The 20,825-nt window shown below is 63.0% G+C and carries 23 protein-coding genes and 1 tRNA gene; 16 read left to right on the forward strand and 8 right to left on the reverse strand.

All coding sequences use genetic code 11. From position 1 onward, the window contains the following. Positions 1-6: 6 nt before the first annotated feature. Entirely contained in the window at positions 7-3,171 is a 3,165-nt protein-coding gene (locus KBB36_RS02305) for an efflux RND transporter permease subunit (protein ID WP_290976283.1), read from the forward strand. A 4-nt stretch (positions 3,172-3,175) separates the two neighbouring features. Here the strand turns inward: KBB36_RS02305 and KBB36_RS02310 are convergent, their stop codons facing one another. Beyond that, complete coding sequence (locus KBB36_RS02310; RefSeq protein WP_290976285.1) at positions 3,176-4,360, reverse strand: acyltransferase; 1,185 nt, start codon at positions 4,358-4,360, stop codon at positions 3,176-3,178. A gap of 95 nt (positions 4,361-4,455) precedes the next feature. Between KBB36_RS02310 and KBB36_RS02315 the strand changes: the two genes are divergently transcribed. From KBB36_RS02315 to KBB36_RS02325, 3 genes are all read left to right on the forward strand, one after another. Further along, positions 4,456-5,139 (forward strand): TetR/AcrR family transcriptional regulator, encoded by a 684-nt coding sequence (locus tag KBB36_RS02315; RefSeq protein ID WP_290976287.1) that lies wholly within the window; start codon positions 4,456-4,458, stop codon positions 5,137-5,139. Between the two features lie 33 nt (positions 5,140-5,172). After that, a tRNA-Leu gene (locus KBB36_RS02320) sits at positions 5,173-5,259 on the forward strand. A 95-nt stretch (positions 5,260-5,354) separates the two neighbouring features. After that, positions 5,355-5,909: a PAS domain-containing protein gene (locus KBB36_RS02325; RefSeq protein ID WP_290976290.1), complete on the forward strand. Its 555-nt coding sequence runs from the start codon at positions 5,355-5,357 to the stop codon at positions 5,907-5,909. Between the two features lie 299 nt (positions 5,910-6,208). Here KBB36_RS02325 and KBB36_RS02330 read toward each other — a convergent pair whose 3' ends face one another. The 5 genes from KBB36_RS02330 to KBB36_RS02350 are packed head-to-tail and all read right to left on the reverse strand — an operon-like array spanning position 6,209 to position 10,312. Beyond that, on the reverse strand, positions 6,209-6,979 hold the full coding sequence (locus KBB36_RS02330; protein WP_290976293.1) for a hypothetical protein: 771 nt from the start codon (positions 6,977-6,979) through the stop codon (positions 6,209-6,211). Then, a complete protein-coding gene (locus KBB36_RS02335) occupies positions 6,976-7,623 on the reverse strand; it encodes a TetR/AcrR family transcriptional regulator (RefSeq protein WP_290976295.1) in 648 nt (215 codons plus the stop codon). The genes KBB36_RS02330 and KBB36_RS02335 overlap by 4 nt, the downstream gene beginning before the upstream one ends. A 5-nt stretch (positions 7,624-7,628) precedes the next feature. Continuing rightward, complete coding sequence (locus KBB36_RS02340) at positions 7,629-7,937, reverse strand: CcdB family protein (RefSeq protein WP_290976298.1); 309 nt, start codon at positions 7,935-7,937, stop codon at positions 7,629-7,631. After that, a complete protein-coding gene (locus tag KBB36_RS02345; RefSeq protein WP_290976301.1) occupies positions 7,937-8,170 on the reverse strand; it encodes a type II toxin-antitoxin system CcdA family antitoxin in 234 nt (77 codons plus the stop codon). Before KBB36_RS02345 ends, KBB36_RS02340 begins: the two co-directional genes overlap by 1 nt. A gap of 51 nt (positions 8,171-8,221) precedes the next feature. Then, on the reverse strand, positions 8,222-10,312 hold the full coding sequence (locus tag KBB36_RS02350; RefSeq protein WP_290976303.1) for a thioredoxin domain-containing protein: 2,091 nt from the start codon (positions 10,310-10,312) through the stop codon (positions 8,222-8,224). A 51-nt stretch (positions 10,313-10,363) separates the two neighbouring features. Here KBB36_RS02350 and KBB36_RS02355 point away from each other — a divergent pair, with 51 nt between their 5' ends. From KBB36_RS02355 to KBB36_RS02370, 4 genes are all read left to right on the forward strand, one after another. Further along, the gene (locus KBB36_RS02355) at positions 10,364-10,615 is read left to right on the forward strand and encodes a DUF6489 family protein (protein ID WP_290976306.1); all 252 of its coding nucleotides are present in this window, start codon (positions 10,364-10,366) and stop codon (positions 10,613-10,615) included. 12 nt (positions 10,616-10,627) lie between these two features. Continuing rightward, positions 10,628-10,975: a (2Fe-2S) ferredoxin domain-containing protein gene (locus KBB36_RS02360; RefSeq protein ID WP_290976308.1), complete on the forward strand. Its 348-nt coding sequence runs from the start codon at positions 10,628-10,630 to the stop codon at positions 10,973-10,975. A gap of 31 nt (positions 10,976-11,006) precedes the next feature. Next, entirely contained in the window at positions 11,007-12,338 is a 1,332-nt protein-coding gene (gene mnmE / locus KBB36_RS02365) for a tRNA uridine-5-carboxymethylaminomethyl(34) synthesis GTPase MnmE (RefSeq protein WP_290976310.1), read from the forward strand. A 136-nt stretch (positions 12,339-12,474) separates the two neighbouring features. Beyond that, positions 12,475-13,032, forward strand: a complete 558-nt coding sequence (locus tag KBB36_RS02370) for a GNAT family protein (RefSeq protein WP_290976313.1) — start codon at positions 12,475-12,477, stop codon at positions 13,030-13,032. Here KBB36_RS02370 and KBB36_RS02375 read toward each other — a convergent pair. Beyond that, positions 13,029-13,793: an MOSC domain-containing protein gene (locus KBB36_RS02375; RefSeq protein WP_290976316.1), complete on the reverse strand. Its 765-nt coding sequence runs from the start codon at positions 13,791-13,793 to the stop codon at positions 13,029-13,031. The genes KBB36_RS02370 and KBB36_RS02375 overlap by 4 nt on opposite strands. Before the next feature lie 293 nt (positions 13,794-14,086). Here KBB36_RS02375 and mnmG point away from each other — a divergent pair, with 293 nt between their 5' ends. Genes mnmG through KBB36_RS02415 form a run of 8 tightly spaced genes read left to right on the forward strand, consistent with a single transcriptional unit; the run spans position 14,087 to position 20,034 of the window. After that, the gene (mnmG, locus tag KBB36_RS02380; protein ID WP_290976319.1) at positions 14,087-15,958 is read left to right on the forward strand and encodes a tRNA uridine-5-carboxymethylaminomethyl(34) synthesis enzyme MnmG; all 1,872 of its coding nucleotides are present in this window, start codon (positions 14,087-14,089) and stop codon (positions 15,956-15,958) included. Continuing rightward, positions 15,948-16,127 (forward strand): hypothetical protein, encoded by a 180-nt coding sequence (locus KBB36_RS02385; RefSeq protein WP_290976322.1) that lies wholly within the window; start codon positions 15,948-15,950, stop codon positions 16,125-16,127. Before mnmG ends, KBB36_RS02385 begins: the two co-directional genes overlap by 11 nt. Next, positions 16,124-16,756, forward strand: coding sequence for a 16S rRNA (guanine(527)-N(7))-methyltransferase RsmG (rsmG, locus tag KBB36_RS02390; protein ID WP_290976325.1), 633 nt, complete (start codon positions 16,124-16,126; stop codon positions 16,754-16,756). Before KBB36_RS02385 ends, rsmG begins: the two co-directional genes overlap by 4 nt. A gap of 44 nt (positions 16,757-16,800) precedes the next feature. Then, entirely contained in the window at positions 16,801-17,601 is an 801-nt protein-coding gene (locus tag KBB36_RS02395) for a ParA family protein (RefSeq protein ID WP_290976589.1), read from the forward strand. Positions 17,602-17,607: 6 nt separating this feature from the next. Then, complete coding sequence (locus KBB36_RS02400; RefSeq protein ID WP_290976328.1) at positions 17,608-18,000, forward strand: nucleotidyltransferase family protein; 393 nt, start codon at positions 17,608-17,610, stop codon at positions 17,998-18,000. Further along, positions 17,997-18,422 (forward strand): hypothetical protein, encoded by a 426-nt coding sequence (locus KBB36_RS02405; RefSeq protein WP_290976331.1) that lies wholly within the window; start codon positions 17,997-17,999, stop codon positions 18,420-18,422. Before KBB36_RS02400 ends, KBB36_RS02405 begins: the two co-directional genes overlap by 4 nt. Further along, positions 18,419-19,375 (forward strand): ParB/RepB/Spo0J family partition protein, encoded by a 957-nt coding sequence (locus KBB36_RS02410; RefSeq protein WP_290976334.1) that lies wholly within the window; start codon positions 18,419-18,421, stop codon positions 19,373-19,375. Before KBB36_RS02405 ends, KBB36_RS02410 begins: the two co-directional genes overlap by 4 nt. Next, positions 19,375-20,034: a hypothetical protein gene (locus tag KBB36_RS02415; RefSeq protein ID WP_290976337.1), complete on the forward strand. Its 660-nt coding sequence runs from the start codon at positions 19,375-19,377 to the stop codon at positions 20,032-20,034. The genes KBB36_RS02410 and KBB36_RS02415 overlap by 1 nt, the downstream gene beginning before the upstream one ends. A gap of 6 nt (positions 20,035-20,040) precedes the next feature. On the opposite strand, the gene KBB36_RS02420 is transcribed toward KBB36_RS02415, so the two are convergent. After that, positions 20,041-20,820 carry a nucleotidyltransferase domain-containing protein gene (locus KBB36_RS02420; protein WP_290976340.1) on the reverse strand — a complete coding sequence of 260 codons (780 nt, stop codon included), beginning with the start codon at positions 20,818-20,820 and terminating at the stop codon, positions 20,041-20,043. Between the last annotated feature and the right edge of the window lie 5 nt (positions 20,821-20,825).

The raw sequence follows: 20,825 nt of genomic DNA on the forward strand, positions 1-20,825 counted from the left end.
GAAGCCATGAAATTCGGCCATTTCTTTGTCGACCGCCCGATCTTCGCGGCGGTTGTCTCCATCGTGACGGTGATTCTCGGGGTCATCGCTTTCCGTTTCCTGCCGGTGACGGAATATCCCGAAATCGCGCCGCCGCAGATCAATGTGACCGCCGCCTATCCCGGTGCCGATGCCGAGACCGTGGCGCGCACTGTGGCGACACCGATCGAGCAGGAGATCAACGGCGTTGAGAACATGCTCTATATGTCGAGCTACTCGACTGCCAATGGCGTGATGCAGCTCACCATCACCTTCCGCCCAGGCACCAATCTGGATACGGCGCAGGTGCAGGTGCAGAACCGTGTCTCGATTGCCGAGCCGCGTTTGCCTGAGGAAGTGCGGCGCCAGGGTATCACCACCAACAAGCAGGCCGGCGACTTCATCATGGTGGTGCATCTGCTCTCACCCGATAAGCGCTATGACGAATTGTATATCGCCAATTACATGCAGATGCGTATCCGCGAGCAATTGCTGCGGCTGGATGGTGTTGGCAATGTGATCGTGTTCGGCGGCAGCGAATATTCAATCCGCATCTGGCTCGATCCGGATCGGCTGTCGGCCTACAGCCTGTCAGCCAGTGATGTGGTGACCGCGTTGCAGGCGCAGAATGTGCAGGTTTCCGGCGGCACGCTGGGCCAGCAGCCGGCGCCTGACAATAACGCGCTGCAAGCCATCGTCACCACGCAAGGCCGTTTCGAGGATGTGCGGCAATTCCGCGAAGTGATCATCAAAAGCGGCGAGGGCGGCCGCCTGGTGCGGCTGCGCGACGTGGCCCGGGTTGAACTCGGCGCCAAGGATTATAACAGCCGCTCGTATCTCGATGGTCAGACTGCGGTGGCGCTTGGCATTTTCCAGCGCCCAGGCACCAACGCGCTTGATACCGCGCAGGCGGTGATCAACCGCATGAACGAGCTGAAGCAGGATTTCCCGCCCGGCCTGGAATACACCATCGTCTACAACCCGACCGAATTCATCGCCCAGTCGGTGGACGAGGTTTACAAGACACTGATCGAGGCCATCATCCTGGTCGCACTGGTGGTGCTGATTTTCCTGCAGAACTGGCGCGCCGCTTTGATCCCGATCCTGGCCATCCCGGTTTCGCTGATCGGCACGTTCGCGGTGATGCTGGCCTTTGGCTTCACCCTCAATGTGCTCAGCCTGTTTGGTCTGGTTCTGGCCATCGGCATCGTGGTGGATGACGCCATCGTGGTGGTGGAGAATATCGAGCGCAACATCGCTGAGGGCTTAAGTCCGCGCGATGCCGCGCATGAGACGATGGACGAGGTTGGCACGGCGGTGATCGCGATTGCCGTGGTGCTGTCGGCGGTGTTCATTCCCACCGCCTTCATCCCCGGTATTTCCGGCCAGTTCTACAAGCAGTTTGCGCTCACCATCGCGGGCGCCACCATCATCTCGGCCTTCAACTCGCTCACCTTGTCGCCGGCTTTGGGCGCCATATTGCTTAAGGCCCATGCCAAGCGCGATGCCGGCTACAAGCCGGGTTTCTTCGGCCGCCTGGCCGGGGGGTTCAATACCGGCTTCGACAAGATGAGCAACGGCTATGCGCGCGGGGTGGGCGGCATCGTCAAGCGGCGTTTCCTGATGCTTGGTTTCTATGCCCTGCTGGTGGGTGCCACCGCCTTCATGTTCCGCACTGTGCCGCAGGGTTTCATCCCGCCGCTGGATCGTGGCTATGCCATCGTGGTGATCCAGTTGCCGGACGGCGCCTCGCTCAGCCGCACCGATGAAGTGACGCAAAAGGCGACCAAGCTGATTGAAGGTACGCCGGGTGTGGCCAATGTGGTGGCGATTCCGGGCTTTAACGGTGCCACTTTCACCAATTCCTCCAACGCGGCGGTGATTTTCACCCCGTTCACCAAGTTTGAGGAACGGTTGCCGCATGGCCTTACCGCGGATGTCATCATCGGCCAGATGATCGGCAAGCTGATGCCGATCGAGGAAGCCTTTGTCATTGCCATTCCGCCGCCGGCGGTGCCGGGCATCGGCTCGGGCGGTGGTTTCAAGATGCAGTTGCAGAACCGCACCAGCGACGATGTGCGGCCGCTTCTGGCCTCGGCCTATCAGATCATGGGCCGGGCGCAGCAGACCCCGGGCGTTACCGGTGTATTCACCACCTTCTCGGCCGCCTCGCCGCAGGTGTTTCTGGAAATCGACCGCACCAAGGCGCAGATGCTGAATGTGCCGTTGAGCAATGTGTTCCAGACCCTGCAAATCAATCTCGGCTCGGCCTATGTGAACGACTTCAACGCCTTTGGCCGCATCTTCCAGGTGCGGGCGCAGGCCGATGCACAGTTCCGGCTGGAGAAGGAGGACATCCTGAATCTCAAGGTGCGTTCGGCCACCGGTTCGCTGGTGCCGCTGGGCAGCCTGGTGGAAATCAAGGAGGCTTCCGGGCCGGATCTGATCCAGCGCTACAACATGTATGTCTCGGTGCCGCTGCAAGGCAACACACCGCCCGGCGTGTCCACCGGCCAGTCGCTACAGGCCATGGAGACACTGGCGGCTCAGGTGCTGGAACCCGGCCAGGGTTTTGAATGGACCGAGATTGCCTTGCAGGAACGCATGACCGGCAACACAGCGCTATTTGTCTTTGCCCTGGCCATCGTGTTCGTGTTTCTGGCGCTGGCGGCACAATATGAAAGCTGGGTTCTGCCGCTGGCGATCATGCTGATTGTGCCGATGAGCATGTTGTTTGCCCTCACCGGTGTGAAACTGGCCGGGCTGGACAATAACGTGCTGGTGCAGATCGGCTTGGTGGTGCTGATCGGTCTGGCGGCTAAAAACGCCATTCTGATCGTGGAATTTGCCCGCCAGTTGGAACATGAGGGCAAAAGCGCGGTGGATGCGGTGATCGAAGCCTGCCGCCTGCGCCTGCGTCCGATCCTGATGACTGCTCTGGCCTTCATCCTCGGCGTGTTGCCGCTGGTGATTGCCACCGGTGCCGGCGCTGAAATGCGTCGCTCGCTCGGCACGGCGGTGTTTGCCGGCATGATTGGCGTCACCCTGGTGGGGCTGTTCCTCACGCCGGTGTTTTATGTGGTGCTGCGCCGTTTCACCAGCCCGCGCAAAATCTCCAATGCCGCCGTGATCCATCCCGGCCCGGCCGAGTAAAATTCTACCCGCCGCGCCGAGACGCTTTGTTACGGCGCGGCGGTACCAATCCCAGGGCCAGCCGGCTCAGCGGGTTGCTATCGGCGGCGCGGCACAGCGCATAGCTGATCAGCGTGGCGGCCAGCGCCACCGCCACAAACTTCACCGGCCACCATACCGCCCAATCCAGCAGCGCCCAGCCGAGCAGGATGATCACGGTCTGGTGCAGGATATAAAACGGATAGGCAAGGCGGCTGAAGCCGGTGAGGAATTTCACCGGGCGGTCCAGCCTCAATTTGGCCCAGCCGATAAAGGCAAACAGCCAGGCCATCTCGCCGGCAAAGCGGCAGAGGAAAATCACCCTTTCGGGCAACTGGATCGTGCCGTCGCGCCCGGCCAGCCATAAAAATGTGAAAACCATTGCGCCCAAAGCCGCCGGCCGCAGCAGGGCATGGATCGCCGCTTCCAGGCGCGGCTGCGCGCCGATCAGCCAGCCGAGCAGCAGCAGATAGAAATAATGCGCGTGATTGGCCCAGTCATGCGTCAGGTCGTGGCTGCTCGGGAAACTGCGCCGCAGCAGCAATTCCGCCAGCAAGACCGGCAGGCCGAGCAGCAGCGGGCGATAACCCTGGGCCAGATGCCCGGCCAGTTTTTCAGCCAGGCCGCTGCGCAGCAGCAACGCAATCAGCGGCAGCGCCAGCAGGGCATAGACAAACAGATAGGCAATGAACCAGAGATGATGCCAGCTGAAATTGGCCTGCGGATAGCAGCAATCAACAATCTGCGGCAGGAAATCCCAGTAGCTGCCATGGAAATCCAGCGGGCTTTGCCGATTGGCGATCTGCGGCGAGATACGCTCGACATAGACTTGCGGCGGCACAATCACCAGCATGCCGAAAACCAGCGGCAGCAGCAGGCGCTTGACCCGCTCGCGCGCCACAGCCAGCGCCGCCCGGCGCTGCAAGGCATAGGCCAGGCTGATGCCGGCGAGCAGGAACAGCACCGGCATATGCCACTGATTCATCAGCCGCACCAGATTATCGGCAAAGCCGGCATGCACTGCATCCTTGATATGCCAGGATTGGGCATCAAACAGCCGCGCGGTATGAAACAGGATCAGCAGCAGCACGGCGATGTTGCGCAGATTGTCGATATCCAGACGGCGACCGGCCGGGGGCGATACGGGCGTGATGCTCGCGGCATGGCTCATGGTTTTCCTCGCTGGCGCTTTGCTGGCTTGCTTCGGGCAGGCCTATTCTTTATATTGAATGAATGATTCATTCAATATCAATTCGGTGCTGAGCCATGCGCCGCAAGCCGCCCGGTCGCCTGGCCGAGATAGCCGAGGCCGCGATTCTGGTTTTCACCCGCCAGGGTTATCGCCGCTGCCAGGTGGCGGATATTGCGGCTGAACTGGGCGTTTCTGTCGGCAGCCTGTATTCCTATGCCACCGGCAAGGAAGCGCTGGCGCAATTGGCCTTGCTGCATCTGCTGGAGCAGCCGTTGCAGAATCTGGCCCTGCCCTTTGCCGCCGGGCCTGAGCAGGAAAAGCACCTGGCCGAATTGATAACCGCGCGTGGCCAATGGCCGCTGCTGGCCCAGGCGCTGGCGCAGCCGGCAGCGCCGGCCGACACCATGGCCGAATTGGCGGCGATTATCGGTGAGTTGTTTGACATGACGCTGCGCCAGCGCCGGCTGATCCGTTTTCTGGATGCCTGCGCGTTGCATATGCCCATGCTGGCGCGGCAATTCATCATTCACATCAAGCAGCGTTATATCCAGGAATTGGAACAGTATCTGGTACAGCAGCAACAGCGCGGCCGGCTTGCATTGCCGGGGCCGCATGCGGCCGGCAGTGTTCGCGCCCTGTTGGAAATGGTGGCCTGGTTGTCGCTGCATCGTCAGGCCGATGCCGTGCCGCCGCCGCTGGATGATGCCCAGGCCCGGGCCACTGCAATTGCCTTTGCCCAAGCGGCTTTTCGGGTGTGAGCCTGGCATGTTAGACAACGCTTCAGGCTGCCTGCCCGCTTGGCGGAACCGGTAGACGCACGGGACTTAAAATCCCGAGGCCGCAAGGCCGTGCCGGTTCGAGTCCGGCAGCGGGCACCAGCCAGCTTGCCTTGTTTGAGGTCATATCAGGGGTGGCAAAGCCACACCAAGCCGGCTAGGTTGTTGCTGGTAATGCAGCAAATAAGGGCAGGCGGGTGGCAGAAGCGATCCCTACCGGCGGTGAAGTGAATGGCTTTGCGCAGCAAGATGTGCCGGCCCGCGCCGCACCGCTGAACGCGCTCTTGGCTTTCTGGCGCCAGCGCTGCACCGAACTGGGCCGCTTGCCGGCGCGCGCCGATCTGGCGCCGGAGCAGATGATCGGCTTCCTGCCTTTTGTCACCCTGATCGATGTTCTGGAGGCGCCGCGCCGCTTCAAGTTTCGCCTCGTCGGCACCGGTGTGGTGGGCCATACCGGGCGCGAGGTGACGGCGCGTTTCGCCGATGCCGAATTGTTTGCCGACCGCGCCGATGACGTGATCCGCTATTTTGAACTCTGTGTTGCCCATGCCCGCCCGGCCTATGCGCGCGGCCGCTATCGCACCCTGCCGACCGACCGCGAAGTGGCTTTTGAAGCGTTGCTGACGCCGTTGCGCAACCGGCCTGAAACCGGCAGCGGCGCCGACATGATGCTGGGTGCGCTGGTGGGTGAGAGATTGTCCTATGGCGAAAGCATGGGGCGGTTTGAATATGACGAGATGCGGCTGATCTAGGGTGCGGACCCATTATTAGCGGGTCCGGGATTGGCCCAGGCAGGCCGCCGGCTAGGAGCAAATCGCAGCGCGTAGTGGGGCTACGGGCAAGATTTGCGACAACGTCCGGCGGCCTGCCTGGACCAACCCCTGTGGGGCGGTGTGCTTTTCTTGCCTGGCGGCGTCGGCAAGCCTCACCGATGCCCCACATCGCTTTCGGCTTGCCTCCTGGCCAGGCAAGAAAATCACACCGTCAAGGAACCGCCAATAATGGGTCCGCACCCTAACTATCGTAACGCCGTTACACTATAATATCAGTGTTACGGATTCAGTGTTGCAAACCAGCTGGTGATGCTGCGCACCACCTCGGCATCCAGGCCCCAGAAGCCATGGTAATGCGCGGCATCGCAGGGATCGCTTTTCGGCTGCGCGCCGCCGGTCAGGGTCAGGATATCTACGCGCGGCGCGGCCTTGAGCAGCTTGGCATAACGCTCGGCATCATGCGGCGGGGTGACGCTGCAGGCATCGTCGCGATGGCGCAGCAGCAGCACCGGCACAGCGATACGGCCTGGCGACAGGCTATCGGCAGCCGGAATCTTGTAGCTGATCAGCATGCCCGAGGTGATGACCAGACTATCGGGTTGCTGCGGGCTGGCACCGTTGAACAGCGCTGCGGCTGAAATGGCGCCCCGGCTGGTGCCGATCACATGCACCGGCTTTTGCAGCTTGCGCGCCTCGCTCACCAGCACCGCCATGTCATCGGCAAAAGCCGGCTTGTAGCGATAGGAAGGCTGCTGTTTCAGGTCGCTGGCGATATCCGGCAGTAGATAGGCATAGCCGGCAGCGACAAAGCCATTGCGGCTGCGCACCAACTGATTGCCGCGCAATGCGCCAATGCTGCCATCGGCGCCGATATCAAGCTGACCATTGCCGCCGGCCAGCAGGATGACGCTGCCTTTGATATCACCCTCGGGCTGATCGGACAGCAGGCGCAAAACCGCGCCGGGACGCGGTGTCAGTTCCAGCATCTGCTCTGCCGCCGCAACCGGCGCGGCCGCCAGCAGCAGCAATGCGCCAAGGCCGCGCATCATTCCCATTGCAGCCGCGCAATCAGCGCATCGAGATGATGATTGAGCAGGGTTTCCGCCGGCTGGCCAAGGGTTTTCAGCCGCCCGGTATGCTGCGCCATCAACAGTCCGAGCAGATGCGCGAACAGGCTGGCGGTTTCGATCTGTTGCAGGCTGGGCGAGAGTTTGCCGATGCCGCCGAGCAGCGCGCCAAAGGCATCCAGCTGCCGCAGCATGCGCGCATTCAGGTCGCGGTCGATGGTTTCGCCCAGGCCATGTGGCCCTAGTCCTGCCTGCTGCCGGCCACCGCGAAACAGGTGCAGGCCAAGCGCCACTTCGGCCGGCCGCGCCGCGTAATAGCCGAACCAGGCCAGTACGCCGCGTTTGAGCTTTTCGCCGTCATTGCCGGGTAATGCCAGGGCGGCGAGCAGGGCCGCCTCGGCCTGGGTCAGTGAATCCCGCAGCAAGGCGGCGTAGATTTCCTCCTTGCCCGGAAAGAGCGGATAGATCGCGCCGGTGGTGCAGCCGGCCGCAGCGGCGATTTCGCGCATGGTGGCGGCTTCCATGCCGCGTTCGGCAAAGATGCGCCGCGCCGCCGCCAGAATCTGGCCGCGTTTGAAATCACGTAACTCTGCGCGTTTGCTGCCAGGTTTTGCCGCTGCTGCCATGGCGCTTAATACCCGATCACCAGAAAATCCAATGCGCCCAGAATGGCATCCCGTTCGCTGCGCAGCGAGCCGATTATGGGGCCAAGCAGGGTTTTCGGCACCGAGGTCATTTCCTGCGTCGTCAGCACGTAATCATCGCCGCCAATCTGGAAAATCGGGTTCAGCCGGTCTATCGGCTGCGGTATGGCCCGGGCTGGAATCAGCGGGATCACCAGCCGGCTGGCCAGCAATGAGAAGTGATTTTTTTGGATATCCAGCATCAGCCGCTGCGCCAGCTTGGCGGAAGGCAGGCGATGGATATCAAACTGCGCCATCAAAGGCTGCGGATGTCGTCGATGAACATGCCATGCTGCTCAACATGGCGGTTATAGGCCTCAATCGCTTCGCGGTTTTCGGCAAGCCAGGCGGCGGCCTTGGCTTCGCGTACGGCTGCTGCCAGCGCTGCCTCGGCGATCTGCGAGACATTCAGGCCCAGCGCCTTGGCCTCGGCCACCAGGTTTTCCTGCAAGGACAGATTGGTCGGCTTGCGGCGAATGGGAGCATTCATGCCACCCTCCTGCTGATATGCGCATAGTCTATGCGCATTTTCGGCTGCCGGCTAGACCGCTCTGGTGCCGCGTAATTGCGCCGCCAGTTCATCCGGCAAAGTCACCGGCAGGCCGCAGGTTTGGCCGACACAGACATAGGCGGTGGGCTGGCCGCCGAGCTGGGTTTTGCCATGCGCCGGATGGCTTTCCGGCAAAGTGGCATCGGGATCGGCCACCATCAGGATGCGGTTGGGCAGCGACACGCTATAGGCAGCATCGATCAGCGCTTCGGTGGCGGCCTCGCCGCGATGGCCCAGGATGGTGACCTGCACGGCATGGGCATAAAGATCGGCGCCATTGAGGAAGCTGGCCAGGGCAAAGAAGTTGCGCCCGGCCTCGCCGGAAAAAGCCGCGATCTGGCTTTCCGCCGCCTCGCGCCAGGCGACATCGCCGGTGAGATACCACAGCCGGGCGAACACACCCACCAGCAGGCCGTTGCCCGAAGGCGTGGCATTATCGGCAATGATGCGGCTGCGCGCCACCAGGGTTTCGGCCTGCTGCGCGGTGAGGAAAAAGCCACCATGCACCGGATCGGCATAATCGCGCTGCAACACTTCGGCCCATTTGCGCGTCTGCTCCAGATAGGCCGGATTGCCGGTGGCCTCGAACAGCGCCAGGGCAGCGCGCGCCATCGCCGCGTAATCATCCAGCAGGCCGGGATAGATCAACTGGTCCTGGCGCCAGCTATGGCCCAGCCGGTCGCCGCCCAGCATCATGGTGCCGGTGACAAAGCCATAGGCGCGTTCGGCCAAGGACAGCCAATGCGGCTTTTTGTATTGTCGCGCCAGGCCGGCCAGGGCGGCGATCATCAGGCCGTTCCAATCGGCCAGCACCTTGTCGTCCCAGCCTGGCCGGATCCGCTTTTCGCGTGCCGCCAGCAGCTTGGCGCGGCAGGCGGCGAGCCGGGCCTCGCCGGCCTCGTCCAGCAGATCAGGCAGCAGCGAACGCCGCAGGATGGTCTTGTGTTCCCAATTGCCTTCCGGCGTCACATCGTAATGTTCGGCAAAGAATGCGGCATCAGCGCCCAGCAGGGCATCGATCTCGGCCTGGCTCCAGACATAGAACTTGCCTTCCTCACCCTCAGAATCCGCATCCAGCGTGGCGGCAAAGCCGCCGCCCTTGTCGCCCGGGCCGCCGGCGATCATCTCGCGTTCCAGCCAGGCCACGGTTTCCTCGATACGCTGGCGCAGCACAGGCTCATGCGTTTCGGCTTCCAGCAGGGCAAAATGCTCGATCAGCTGGGCATTGTCGTAGAGCATCTTCTCAAAATGCGGCGCCAGCCATTCGGCATCCACCGAGTAGCGCGCAAAGCCGCCGCCAAGATGATCGTAGATGCCGCCCTGCGCCATGCGTACTGCCGTGGTCAGCACGGCAGCGGCATAATCCGGCCGCCCGCTGCGCAAATAGGCACGCCAGAGCAATTCAAACACGCCGCTTTGCGGGAATTTCGGCGCTGCGCCCAGGCCACCATGCACCGGATCAACATGGCTCAGCACCTGCTCGGCCATCTGGTCCAGGCTGGCGCGGTCGATGGCGATGTTTTCCAGATTCTGCGGCCGGGCCATCTGGCGCAGGCCCTGCACCAGCATGGTCTTGTTCTTGGCGATGGCATCCTTCTTGGTGTGGTAGGCATCGGCCACACGATGCAGCACGTCCATGAAGCCGGCGCGGCCATAACGCGCCTCGGGCGGAAAATATGTGCCGCCCCAGAACGGCTCGGCTTCCGGGGTGAGAAACATGGTCAGCGGCCAGCCGCCCTGCTCGCCCAGCAGATGCAGCGCATTCATATACAGCGTGTCGATATCCGGCCGCTCTTCACGATCAACCTTGATATTGACGAAGAGCCGGTTCATCTCGGCGGCGATGGCGGGATTCTCAAAACTCTCATGCGCCATCACATGGCACCAATGGCAGGCGGCATAACCCACAGAAAGCAGGATCGGCTTGTTCAGCGCCTTGGCAGCGGCCAGCGCGCCAGGGCCCCAGGGCTGCCAATGCACCGGGTTATCCCTGTGCTGGAGCAGATAGGGCGAAGCGGCGTGATCCAGGTTGTTGCGGTTTGCCAGCAGCAACGGGTCGCCTGACAAAGGGACATCGGTCATGCTAGGTATGCCTTTGGCTTGGTTGGTGTTATCCCAGCACAGGAGCGCCGGATGAAGATAACAGTGAACGTGGATTGTACGCCAGAGGAAGCCCGTGCTTTCCTTGGCCTGCCCGATGTGCAGCCGCTGCAAGAGGCGGTGATGGCGCAAATGCAGGACCGCGTAATGAATTCGCTCAATGCCATGGACCCGGAATCCCTGCTCAAGACCTGGGCGCCGCTGGGCTTGCAGAGCATGGAGCAGATTCAGCGCTTTTTCCTCTCACAGTTCAACAGCGCTGCCGGCGGCAACGGCAAGAAATAGACAAAGGCCCGTATGACCCAGCTTCCCGACGATCCGGCGCCGTATTACAGCGCCCATGTCTTTGTTTGCACCAATGAACGCCCGGCCGGCCATCCGCGCGGCTGCTGCAAGGCCAAGGATGCCGAAAAACTGCGGAATTACATGAAGGTGCGGGCCAAGGAACTCGGCCTCGAAGGGGTGCGGATCAACAATGCCGGCTGCCTCGACCGCTGTGAGCTGGGGCCGACCCTGGTGATCTATCCCGAGGGCATCTGGTACAAGGCCGAGACTTTTGCCGATATCGACGCCATCCTGGAACAGCATGTGAAGGCCGGCGGCCGTGTGCCGGGCCTGATGCTGCGGCCGGAAGACGGCCCCTGAACCAACCTCCCTTGAACAAACTGCCTTACCGATGACTGATAGCATCTATGCCCTGTCCAGCGCCCCGGGCCGGGCCGGGCTGGCGGTGGTGCGGCTATCCGGGCCGGGCGCCGGGCCGGCTTTGCTGGCTCTGGCCGGCCGGCTGCCGCCGCCGCGCCTGGCCAGCCGGGCCTTGTTGCATGACCAGATGACCGGGCCGATTGATGATGCCCTGGTGTTGTGGTTTCCCGGGCCGGCCAGTTTCACCGGCGAGGATGTGGCCGAATTCCATATCCATGGCGGCAAGGCGGTGCTGGCGGCGCTGTTTGCCGCCCTGGCGCGTCTGCCCGGCCTGCGGCTGGCCGAGCCTGGCGAATTCAGCCGCCGCGCCTTCCAGCATGGCAAGCTGGATCTCACCGCCGCCGAAGGCCTGGCCGATCTGATTGACGCTGAAACCGAAGCCCAGCGCCGCCAGGGTTTGCGCCAGATGCAGGGCGAACTGGGCCGGCTTTATGATGGCTGGCGCGCCCGGCTGCTGCGCGCCCTGGCGCATGTGGAAGCCGATATCGATTTCCCGGAAGAAGACCTGCCGGCCGGCATCGCCGCTGCCGTGGCACCCGAGATTGCCCGGCTACAGGGCGAGATCGCGGCGCATCTGGCTGATAACCGGCGCGGCGAAAGATTACGCGACGGCGTGGCGGTGGTGATCCTCGGCCCGCCCAATGCCGGCAAGTCCAGCCTGCTCAACGCCCTGGCGCGGCGCGAGGCGGCGATTGTCTCCGATATCGCCGGCACCACGCGCGACATTATTGAAGTGCAGCTTGATCTCGGCGGCTATCCGGTGGTGCTGGCCGACACCGCGGGCCTGCGTGAAACCGCCGACCGTATCGAGGGCGAGGGTGTGCGCCGCGCCCTGGCCCGCGCCGAAAGCGCCGATCTGAAGCTGCTGTTGCTGGATGCCGCTGCACTTGAAAACCTGCCGGCGGAAATAACCGCGTTGATTGACGATAATTGCCTGCTGATTGCCAACAAGATTGACCAGACACCGTTGCCGCCCGATGCCAGCCTGGCCGGGCATAAGCTGCTGCCGCTTTCGGTCAGCAGCGGCCAGGGCCTCGATGCCTTGCTGACGGCATTGGAAACGGCGGTTGCGGCGCGTTATGGCCAGACCGGTGACGCCAGCCTGACCCGCGCCCGGCATCGTGAAGCTTTGCAGCATTGCGCCGCTGCCTTGGCGCGATTCCTGAGCGGCGCCGCGCCGGATGCCGAACTCGCCGCCGAGGATTTACGCCTCGCCGCCCGTGGCTTGGGCCGCATCACCGGCCGGGTGGATGTGGAAGACGTGCTCGACGTGGTGTTCCGGGATTTTTGCATCGGGAAGTGATATTGCTAGCTGACAGGCAGCAGTGAGGCTCTAGGATGACCCGCCCTGATACAGAATTAGGCAAGCTATTAAGACTGGATTGGGTGCGGCCAGTTTGCCGACACGGCAACAAACCGTTTTTGCGGGATTGAGATTCATGTTGCAGTCGCACGGCGACTACCCCCAGCTCGACACGCCGCGGCTGTTGCTGCGTGGTTTTCGCGACGATGACCTAGCTTTTATGCAGGTTTTTGCGCTGCGGCCGGCTTTGTGGCGTTATCTGCCCGGGCCGGAGCCGACGGCTGAATTGGTGGCGGCCTATCATGAGGCCAGGCTACAGGCCCAGGCGCTGGGCCAGAGCGGCGACTGGCATTTTGCCGTTGAGCAGCGCGACAGCGGCTGCATGATCGGCACGGCGCGGCTGAGTATCCAGAGCCGCGAGCATAACAACGGCAGCGTGGCGGTTTCGCTGGATAGCGACACCTGGCGCCAAGGCTTAGGGCGCGAGGCGTTGGCGGCGCTGGTCGGCTTTGGCTTTGCCGAGCTTGGGCTGCATCGGCTGAGCGCCTTGGTGGATGTGGAGAATATCGCCTCGCAGCATATTGCCGAGGCCTGCGGCTTTGCGCGCGAAGGGCTGCTGCGGCAGAATTTTAACCTGCGCGGCCAGTGGCGCGATAGTGTGCTGTATGGCCTGCTCAATCCGGCCCGGGATTAAAGCAGGCTGGCGGCATCGCCGACTTTTATCATGCCGCCCTGGATCACCTTGGCATAGATGCCGCAATCCTGATGGCCGTAATGCTTGTTGAGCAGGTCGAGGGTTTCGAGGTCGCGCTGGCCGCTCTCGGGATTGACCATGGTGGCCGGGCAGCGGCCGATGGCTTCGATCACCTCCAGCACAGCGCCGCCGATGCGAAGCTGCTTGCCGATCCAGGCCATTTCTGCCCAGGGCGCGGCGCTATCGAGCAGCAGGTTGCCGCGCATGCGGCGCTGATCGACCTCACGCCCGGCATGCATCGCAAGATCGGCGAGGCTGGCGCTGTTCTGGATCGAGATCAGGGGTAAATCCACATCGCTGAAACTGATGCCCGGTGCTTCGGCCAGGCTGAGCTTGCCGCGGGTTTCGTTGGGCAGGCGGGCAACCAGGAAAGCGCAGAGCGCGTCGCGTCCGGCCGGCTCGGTGAGGTTGACCTCTGCAAGCACGTCCTGGCCGTTTTCGCGCAGGCTGAGGCGACAGCCGCTGGCATCGAACTGGCTGCGCAGGCTGGCAATCGCGGGTGTGCGCGCCCAATTGAGGAAATGCGCCTTCTTGGCCCAGGCCGGGGCGGCAGCATCATAGCTTGATGCGCCATGCGCCAGGGCAAAGCGGCGGTCGCCGGGCAATGCCTGGCCGGGCTTCAGCTCGGTCTGTTGCAGGCTCTGCTCGTCGAGGCCTTTGACGGGATAACGGCTGATGCGGCTTAGGCTGATCTGGCTCATAAGCCCAGGATGGCACCGCTATATATATTGTCAATCCTGGCCATAAGTACGGAAGTAATACTAAATCGCGGGATAATACCTAAGTGTTCACTAAATGTACTTTTATGTGTTTCACGTGAAACAAAGCCGGCCTGGCATAGTTATTCACAGCCTCTGTTTCACGTGAAACAGAAGTCAGGATTTGCCGGTTACTGTTTCACGTGAAACAGAAAGGCTGGTTACTCCCGGGCTGTGCCACGTCTGTGGATGAATCCTTTTGACGCCGCTGTTGCCTGGGGGTAGAACCCGGCGCCATGAAGCATAGCTATAATGTGATCGTAATCGGTGGCGGCCATGCCGGCTGCGAAGCGGCGGCGGCCTCGGCGCGGCTTGGCGCCCGCACCCTGCTGCTGACCCACAAGCTGGAAACCATCGGCGAGATGTCGTGCAACCCGGCCATCGGCGGTCTGGCCAAGGGCCATCTGGTGCGCGAGATCGACGCGCTGGATGGCGTGATGGCGCGGGCGGCGGATCGTGCCGGCATCCAGTTCCGCATGCTCAACCGTTCCAAAGGCCCGGCAGTGCGTGGCCCGCGCAGCCAGGCCGACCGCAAACTCTATCGCCAGGCGATGCAGGCCATTCTGGCCGAACAGCCCAACCTGGATTGCCGCGCCGGGGCGGTGGAAGACCTTTGCATCGAAGATGGCGAACTGAAGGGGGTTTTCACGGGAAATGGCGACTTCATCGCCGCGCCCCGGGTGATCCTGACCACCGGCACATTTCTCTCCGGCCTGATCCATATCGGCGAGGAGAAGATTCCGGCCGGGCGGGTAGGGGAGGCGCCGGCTCTGGGCCTGTCAAAAACCCTGGCGCGGCTGGGCTTTCCGCTCGGCCGGCTCAAGACCGGCACGCCGCCGCGCCTGGATGGCCGCAGTATTGACTGGTCCGGCCTGGAGATGCAGGCCGCCGACGATCCGCCGATCCCGTTCAGCTTTCTGACCGACCGGATCACCGTGCCGCAGATCGAATGCGGCATCACCTATACCTCCGAGGCCGGCCACGACCTGATCCGCGCCAATCTGCACCGGGCGCCGATGTATTCCGGCCAGATCGAAGGCACCGGGCCGCGTTATTGCCCCTCGATCGAGGACAAGGTGGTGCGGTTTCACGAGAAACAGCGGCACCAGATCTTCCTGGAACCGGAAGGGCTGGACGATCCGACCATCTATCCGAACGGTATTTCCACCTCGCTGCCGCGCGATGTGCAGCTTGATCTGCTGAAAACCATCCCCGGCCTGGAACGGGCGGTGATGCTGCGGCCGGGCTATGCCATCGAATATGACTTCGTTGATCCACGTGAATTGCTGCCCAGCCTGGAAACCAAGCGCCAGAAGGGGCTGTATTTCGCCGGCCAGATCAATGGCACCACCGGCTATGAGGAAGCAGCGGCCCAGGGGCTGATTGCCGGGCTGAATGCGGCCCTGGCAGCAGGCGGCGCGGAGGAACCCTTCATCCTTGACCGCGCCGACGCCTATATCGGCGTGCTGATCGACGATCTGGTGACATTAGGCACCCGCGAACCCTATCGCATGTTCACCAGCCGGGCGGAATATCGCCTCAGCTTGCGCGCCGATAATGCCGATCAGCGTCTGACCCCGCTGGGTCTGGCCATCGGCTGTATCGCCAGCCCGCGCCAGCAGGTTTTCACCGCCAAGGCGGAAGTCCTGGCCGAAGCCCGCCGCCTGGCGCATGGCCTGAGTAAAAGCCCGGCCGCCCTGGCGCGCGACGGCATCGCGGTGAACCAGGATGGTCAGCCGCGTTCGGTGATGAATCTGCTCGGTTATCCCGGCATCGACATGCCGCGTCTGGCGTTGATCTGGCCCGAATTGGGCAATCTGGCGCCGGCGATTGTGGAGCAGATCGAGATAGATGCCCGCTATGCCGGTTATATGGAGCGCCAGGAGGCTGATATCCTGGCTTTCCGCAAGGATGAAAGCCTGGCCCTGCCGGAAAACCTGGATTACGACGCCGTTGGCGGCCTGTCCGCTGAGGTGCGGCTGAAGCTGAAACAGGCCCGACCGGCCACGTTGGGCCAGGCCGGGCGGATTTCCGGCGTTACCCCGGCGGCGCTGATTGCCCTGCTGGGCCATGTAAAGCGCCGGGCGCGGCGTCCGAATGCTGCCTGAACTGCTGTTTCATGTGCCGGGGCAAAAATCCTGTAGCGGCATCGGCTTGCCGGCCCAAACCGGCGTTTCACGTGAAACACGGGCGGCGGTGGCGATGACAGTATATACCCGCGTCATCGCCGGGCTTGACCCGGCGATCCCGTGCAGACGTAACCAGGCGGCAGCATGACCCCGCATGAATTCCAGCAGGCCACCGGCTGCGATGCTGCGGCACTGGCGCGGCTGCAAATCTATGCCGCCCAATTGGTGAAATGGCAGAAGGCGATCAATCTGGTGGCGCCCAACACTCTGCCGGATTTGTGGCGTCGGCATTTCCTTGATAGCGCGCAGCTATTGCCGCTGGCCGAACCTGTGGCCGGTCAGCCCGGCATCTGGCTCGATCTCGGCGCGGGCGGCGGCTTTCCCGGCCTGGTGCTGGCGGCGATGCTGCCGGGGCGGGCTTTTGTGCTGGTGGAAAGTGATACCCGCAAGGCGGTGTTCCTGCGTGAGACGGCGCGGGCGATGGATGTGCCGGTAACGGTTCTGAGCCAGCGTATCGAGGCGGTTTCACGCGAAACCCTGTTGCCGCGCGTGGCGGTGATCTCGGCCCGCGCTTTGGCGCCGCTGGCTGAATTGCTGGCCTGGTCGGCGCGTTTCGCTGATACCGACACAATGCTGCTGTTTCCCAAGGGCCGTCAGGCAGAGGATGAATTGACGCTTGCCGGCAAATCCTGGACAATGCAGCGGCTCGACAGCCTGCCGAGCCAGACCGACCAGGCGGCGCGCATCATCCGGATCATGGGCCTCGAAGCAAAATGAGCACGGAACAAGAACAACCCCCCGAAATCCTATCCAGCGCCGCGATGCCGCAGCGCCAGCCGCGTATTCTTGCGGTGGCCAATCAGAAGGGCGGTGTGGGCAAGACCACCACGGCGATCAATCTGGCCACGGCCCTGGCGGCGGTGGGCGAGCGTGTGCTGCTGGTGGATAGCGATCCGCAGGGCAACGCTTCCACCGGCCTGGGCATCGGCCATGAGGATCGTGGCGCCGGCACCTATCAGCTGCTGATGGGCGAGGCGACCTTGCAGGAGACCATCCACCGCACCAGCGTGCCGAACCTGTTCCTGGTGCCGGCCACGGTGGACCTTTCAGGCGCCGAACTGGAACTGATCGACATGGAGCGGCGCCAGCATCGCCTGGCCGATGCCTTTGATGCTGCGCATGATGCGCTGGATTTTGACCATATCCTGATTGATTGCCCGCCCTCGCTGACCCTGCTGACGGTGAATGCCATGGCAGCGGCCGATGCCGTGCTGGTGCCGCTGCAATGCGAATTCTTTGCGCTCGAAGGTTTGAGCCAGTTGCTGCGCACCGTCGAGCGTGTGCGCGGCTCGCTCAATCCGGCGCTGGAAGTGCAGGGCGTGGTGCTGACCATGTTCGACAAGCGCAACAATCTCTCCGAACAGGTTGCCGCCGATGTGCGCGGTTTCCTTGGCGACAAGGTGTATGACACCATGATCCCGCGCAATGTGCGCATGTCGGAAGCGCCCAGCTTCGGCGTGCCGGCGCTGATCTATGATTTCCGCTGCCCTGGCAGCACCGCCTATATGAGCCTGGCGCGCGAAGTGATCCGCCGCGAACAGGCTTTGCGCGACGCGGCGTGAACTGCCATGCCTCAGTTCGATTCGGCTTTTCCCTGGGATCGGCGGCTGCCGCCGCTGGGCCAGTACAACAGGGCCAAGCCATGGAGTGAAGCACAATATCTGGCCGCATTGCGCGTCGCCCTGGTCGAACTTTTTGGCGCCCGGCTTGCCAAGGTAACCCTGTTCGGCTCACGCGCCCGTGGCGATGCCCAGCCGGAATCAGATTATGATGTTGCCGTGTTTCTGCATGAACGCGCCGCGCTGGACGACCCGGCTTTTCTGCTTGCCGATTTGAGCACATCCCTGTTGTTCCGCAGTGGCGGCCGGGTGGCGCAATTCGTGGTTTTCGACGCCGCCGAACAGGACCAGCGCAGTACCATGCTGCTGGAAAATATCCGCCGCGAAGGGCGCGTATTGTGAAACCGGAAGCGGCGCATCTACTGACGCTGGCGGCGCGCTCACTGGCCGATGGCAAAAGCATGATCGATATCCGCATGATGCGGTTGGCGGGGCGTGAGGCTTACTTTGTCTCGTTGCATACTGCCCGGGCGTATATTGTCGAACTGACCTTCAAATTCACCAAAACCCATACCGGCACGCATCGCGCCTTCAGTGAACTTGCGGCCGAGCGTGGCGATTTCTCTGCTGCGCTGCTGAACCTGCCGGCTCGGGCCTTTGGCTTCAAAAGCTGGGCTGATTACGGCGAACTGCATGCCCCCGATCTGGCTAAGCTGCCGGCCATCATGGCCGAAGCTGAATTGCTGTTCCGCGAAACCTGCGCGCTATTCGAGGCTGATGCTGATGCCTTGATCGCTGCTGCTGAAAGCGAGTCTCAATCATGATCGACGATCCGAAGAAGCGGCTGGGCGAGATGCCGGCCAAGCGTGGCCTGGGCCGCGGCCTTGCGGCGCTGATGGGCGATGGCGGCGGCGGCACGGCGGCAGGCGAGGCGGGGTCGCGCGGCGGCCTGCGCGAATTGCCGATAGAGCAGCTGATGCCGAACCCGTATCAGCCGCGCAAGACTTTTGACGCCACGGCGATTGCCGCGCTGGCCGCCTCGATCAAGGAACGCGGCGTGTTGCAGCCCCTGGTGGTGCGGCGTTCGCTGGCCAAAGCCGGCATGTATGAGATCATCGCCGGCGAACGGCGCTGGCGCGCCTCGCAGATGGCGCGGTTGCATCATCTGCCGGCGGTGGTGAAGGAGATCGACGACCGCCAGGCGCTTGAAATCGGCATCATCGAGAATGTGCAGCGTGAAGACCTCAACCCGCTGGAAGAGGCCCAGGCTTATCGCCGCCTGACCGATGAATTCGCCTACACGCCGGAAAGCATCGCCGAAGCCATCGGCAAAAGCCGCAGCCATGTCGCCAATACCCTGCGGCTGTTGCAGCTGCCCGAAAGCGTGGTGCAGTTGCTGATCGATGGCACATTGACCGCCGGCCAGGCGCGGCCGCTGATCGGCCATCCGCAGGCCGCCGAGCTGGCGCGCCAGATCGCCGAGGGCAAACTCACCGCGCGCCAGGCGGAAAACATGGCCAAGGTCAGCAAGGCGCTGCAAGGCGGCGACACCGCCGGCAAGGCGCCGAAGCCGGGCGGTAATACCAATCCCGCTGTTGCTGTGGCGCCGAGGAAAAAGGATGCCGACACCCTGGCCTTCGAGCGCAGCCTGAGCCAGGCGCTGGGCCTGGTGGTGGAGGTGGAGGTGGGCGAGGATGGCGAAAGCGGCCGCCTGATCCTGAATTACCGCCGCCTTGAACAGCTCGACGATCTGGCGAAAAAACTCAGCCGCAGATAATGCGGGGCCGGCCGGATATCGAGGTTGATGCCGCAAGCGGCGTTGTACGGATTTACGATTCGTCAAATAAACTGCATTGGGAATTCGGTGGTTGGCTATTGCTGACCACCGCCGCTCCGCCGCTGCTATACGCTGCCGGCTATGTGATGTTGTTCATCTTCAAGTTCCAGCGGGGCCGGCCGGCTATCGCTGGCTTTGCCGCCTTCGTTGCTGCGGTGTTCTTTCTGTTTGTCGGTGCCTATCGGGCGATGCGGGTTTTCAAGCGGATGCAGCATGCCGGGCCGGCGTTGGTTTTGTCCCGCGAGGGCCTGATGGATCACTGGCTCGGCATCGGCACCATTCCCTGGACCTATATCCGCGCCCGGCGCGGCAAGTCGAACTGGTTCCTGCGCCCGGCGGTGCGGCTGGAGCGCGACCGGCTCGACGACTGGCTCGGCACCATGGCAGACAAACAATGGCTGCCGAAAAGCGGCTGGCTATCACGCGCCGAATCCTGGCAGCGCCGCGTCGGCCTGTCACAAACCGGCGGCACATCACTGGCTCTGGATGTGGATGACATCCTGTGGCTCATCAGCCGGCATATGCCGGTGGAGGGTCTGCCGGAAGGCTACCAGCCAAAACACCCGGCTCTGATTGGCCTCAATCCACGGTCGCGATGAACGGCATCAGGAGCCGGCCTGCGGAGTGAAGCCGATGGCGCGGTGGAATTCGGCATCAAGCCGGGCCGCCATATCGGGGCTGTGGTTATCCGCAATCATGGGCATCGGCTCGGCCAGCTCGGCCTGGATGAAGGCATCCAGTAGCGGCCAGCGCGGGCCACTGCCGAGTTCGACGGTGGTGGCCTTCAGCCGGCGCAAATCCTCCAGCGCCTCGGCCGCCGCGCCGGGCAGGGCGCAGCCGGCCACCAGGCCGGCCAGATGCATCGGCAACGCGCTGCCCGGATTGCGCCGCAGGAAACGCAGATTGAGCAGCGGCCGCAGCACATAGAAATAGGTCTTAAGTTTTACGGTGGCCTTGCCGTCGAAATGCCGCGCCGCCTGGCGTTCGGCAAGCTGGTGGTAATGATAACCAGCGGCGCGGCCCCAATTGGTGTGATCGCTCAGGCGAAGCAGGTTGGCGCGGGTGATGCCGTCGCAGCGATAGACAATCGGCGACACCACCCATTCCAGCAAAGTGGGATTGCCGCGCGCCAGCAGTTTGAGCGCCTTGGCAATATCCCAGCCATTGATATCCAGCACCGGATCGACCGGCCGTTCCACCACATCGCGCAGCGGCTCCAGGCGCAGGTAATCCGCCACCGGCCGGGCATAGACAAAGCGCACATCATAATCGCTGTCGGGCGAGGGGAAACCCCAGGCCCGGCTGCCGGATTCAATGGCAAACAGGATGCGGATGCCATGCTGGTTTTCCAGCCCGGCCAGCTCGGCCTCGATACGGCGGGGCATGTCTG

The organism is Ferrovibrio sp. (assembly GCF_017994015.1).
Lineage (GTDB): Bacteria > Pseudomonadota > Alphaproteobacteria > Ferrovibrionales > Ferrovibrionaceae > Ferrovibrio.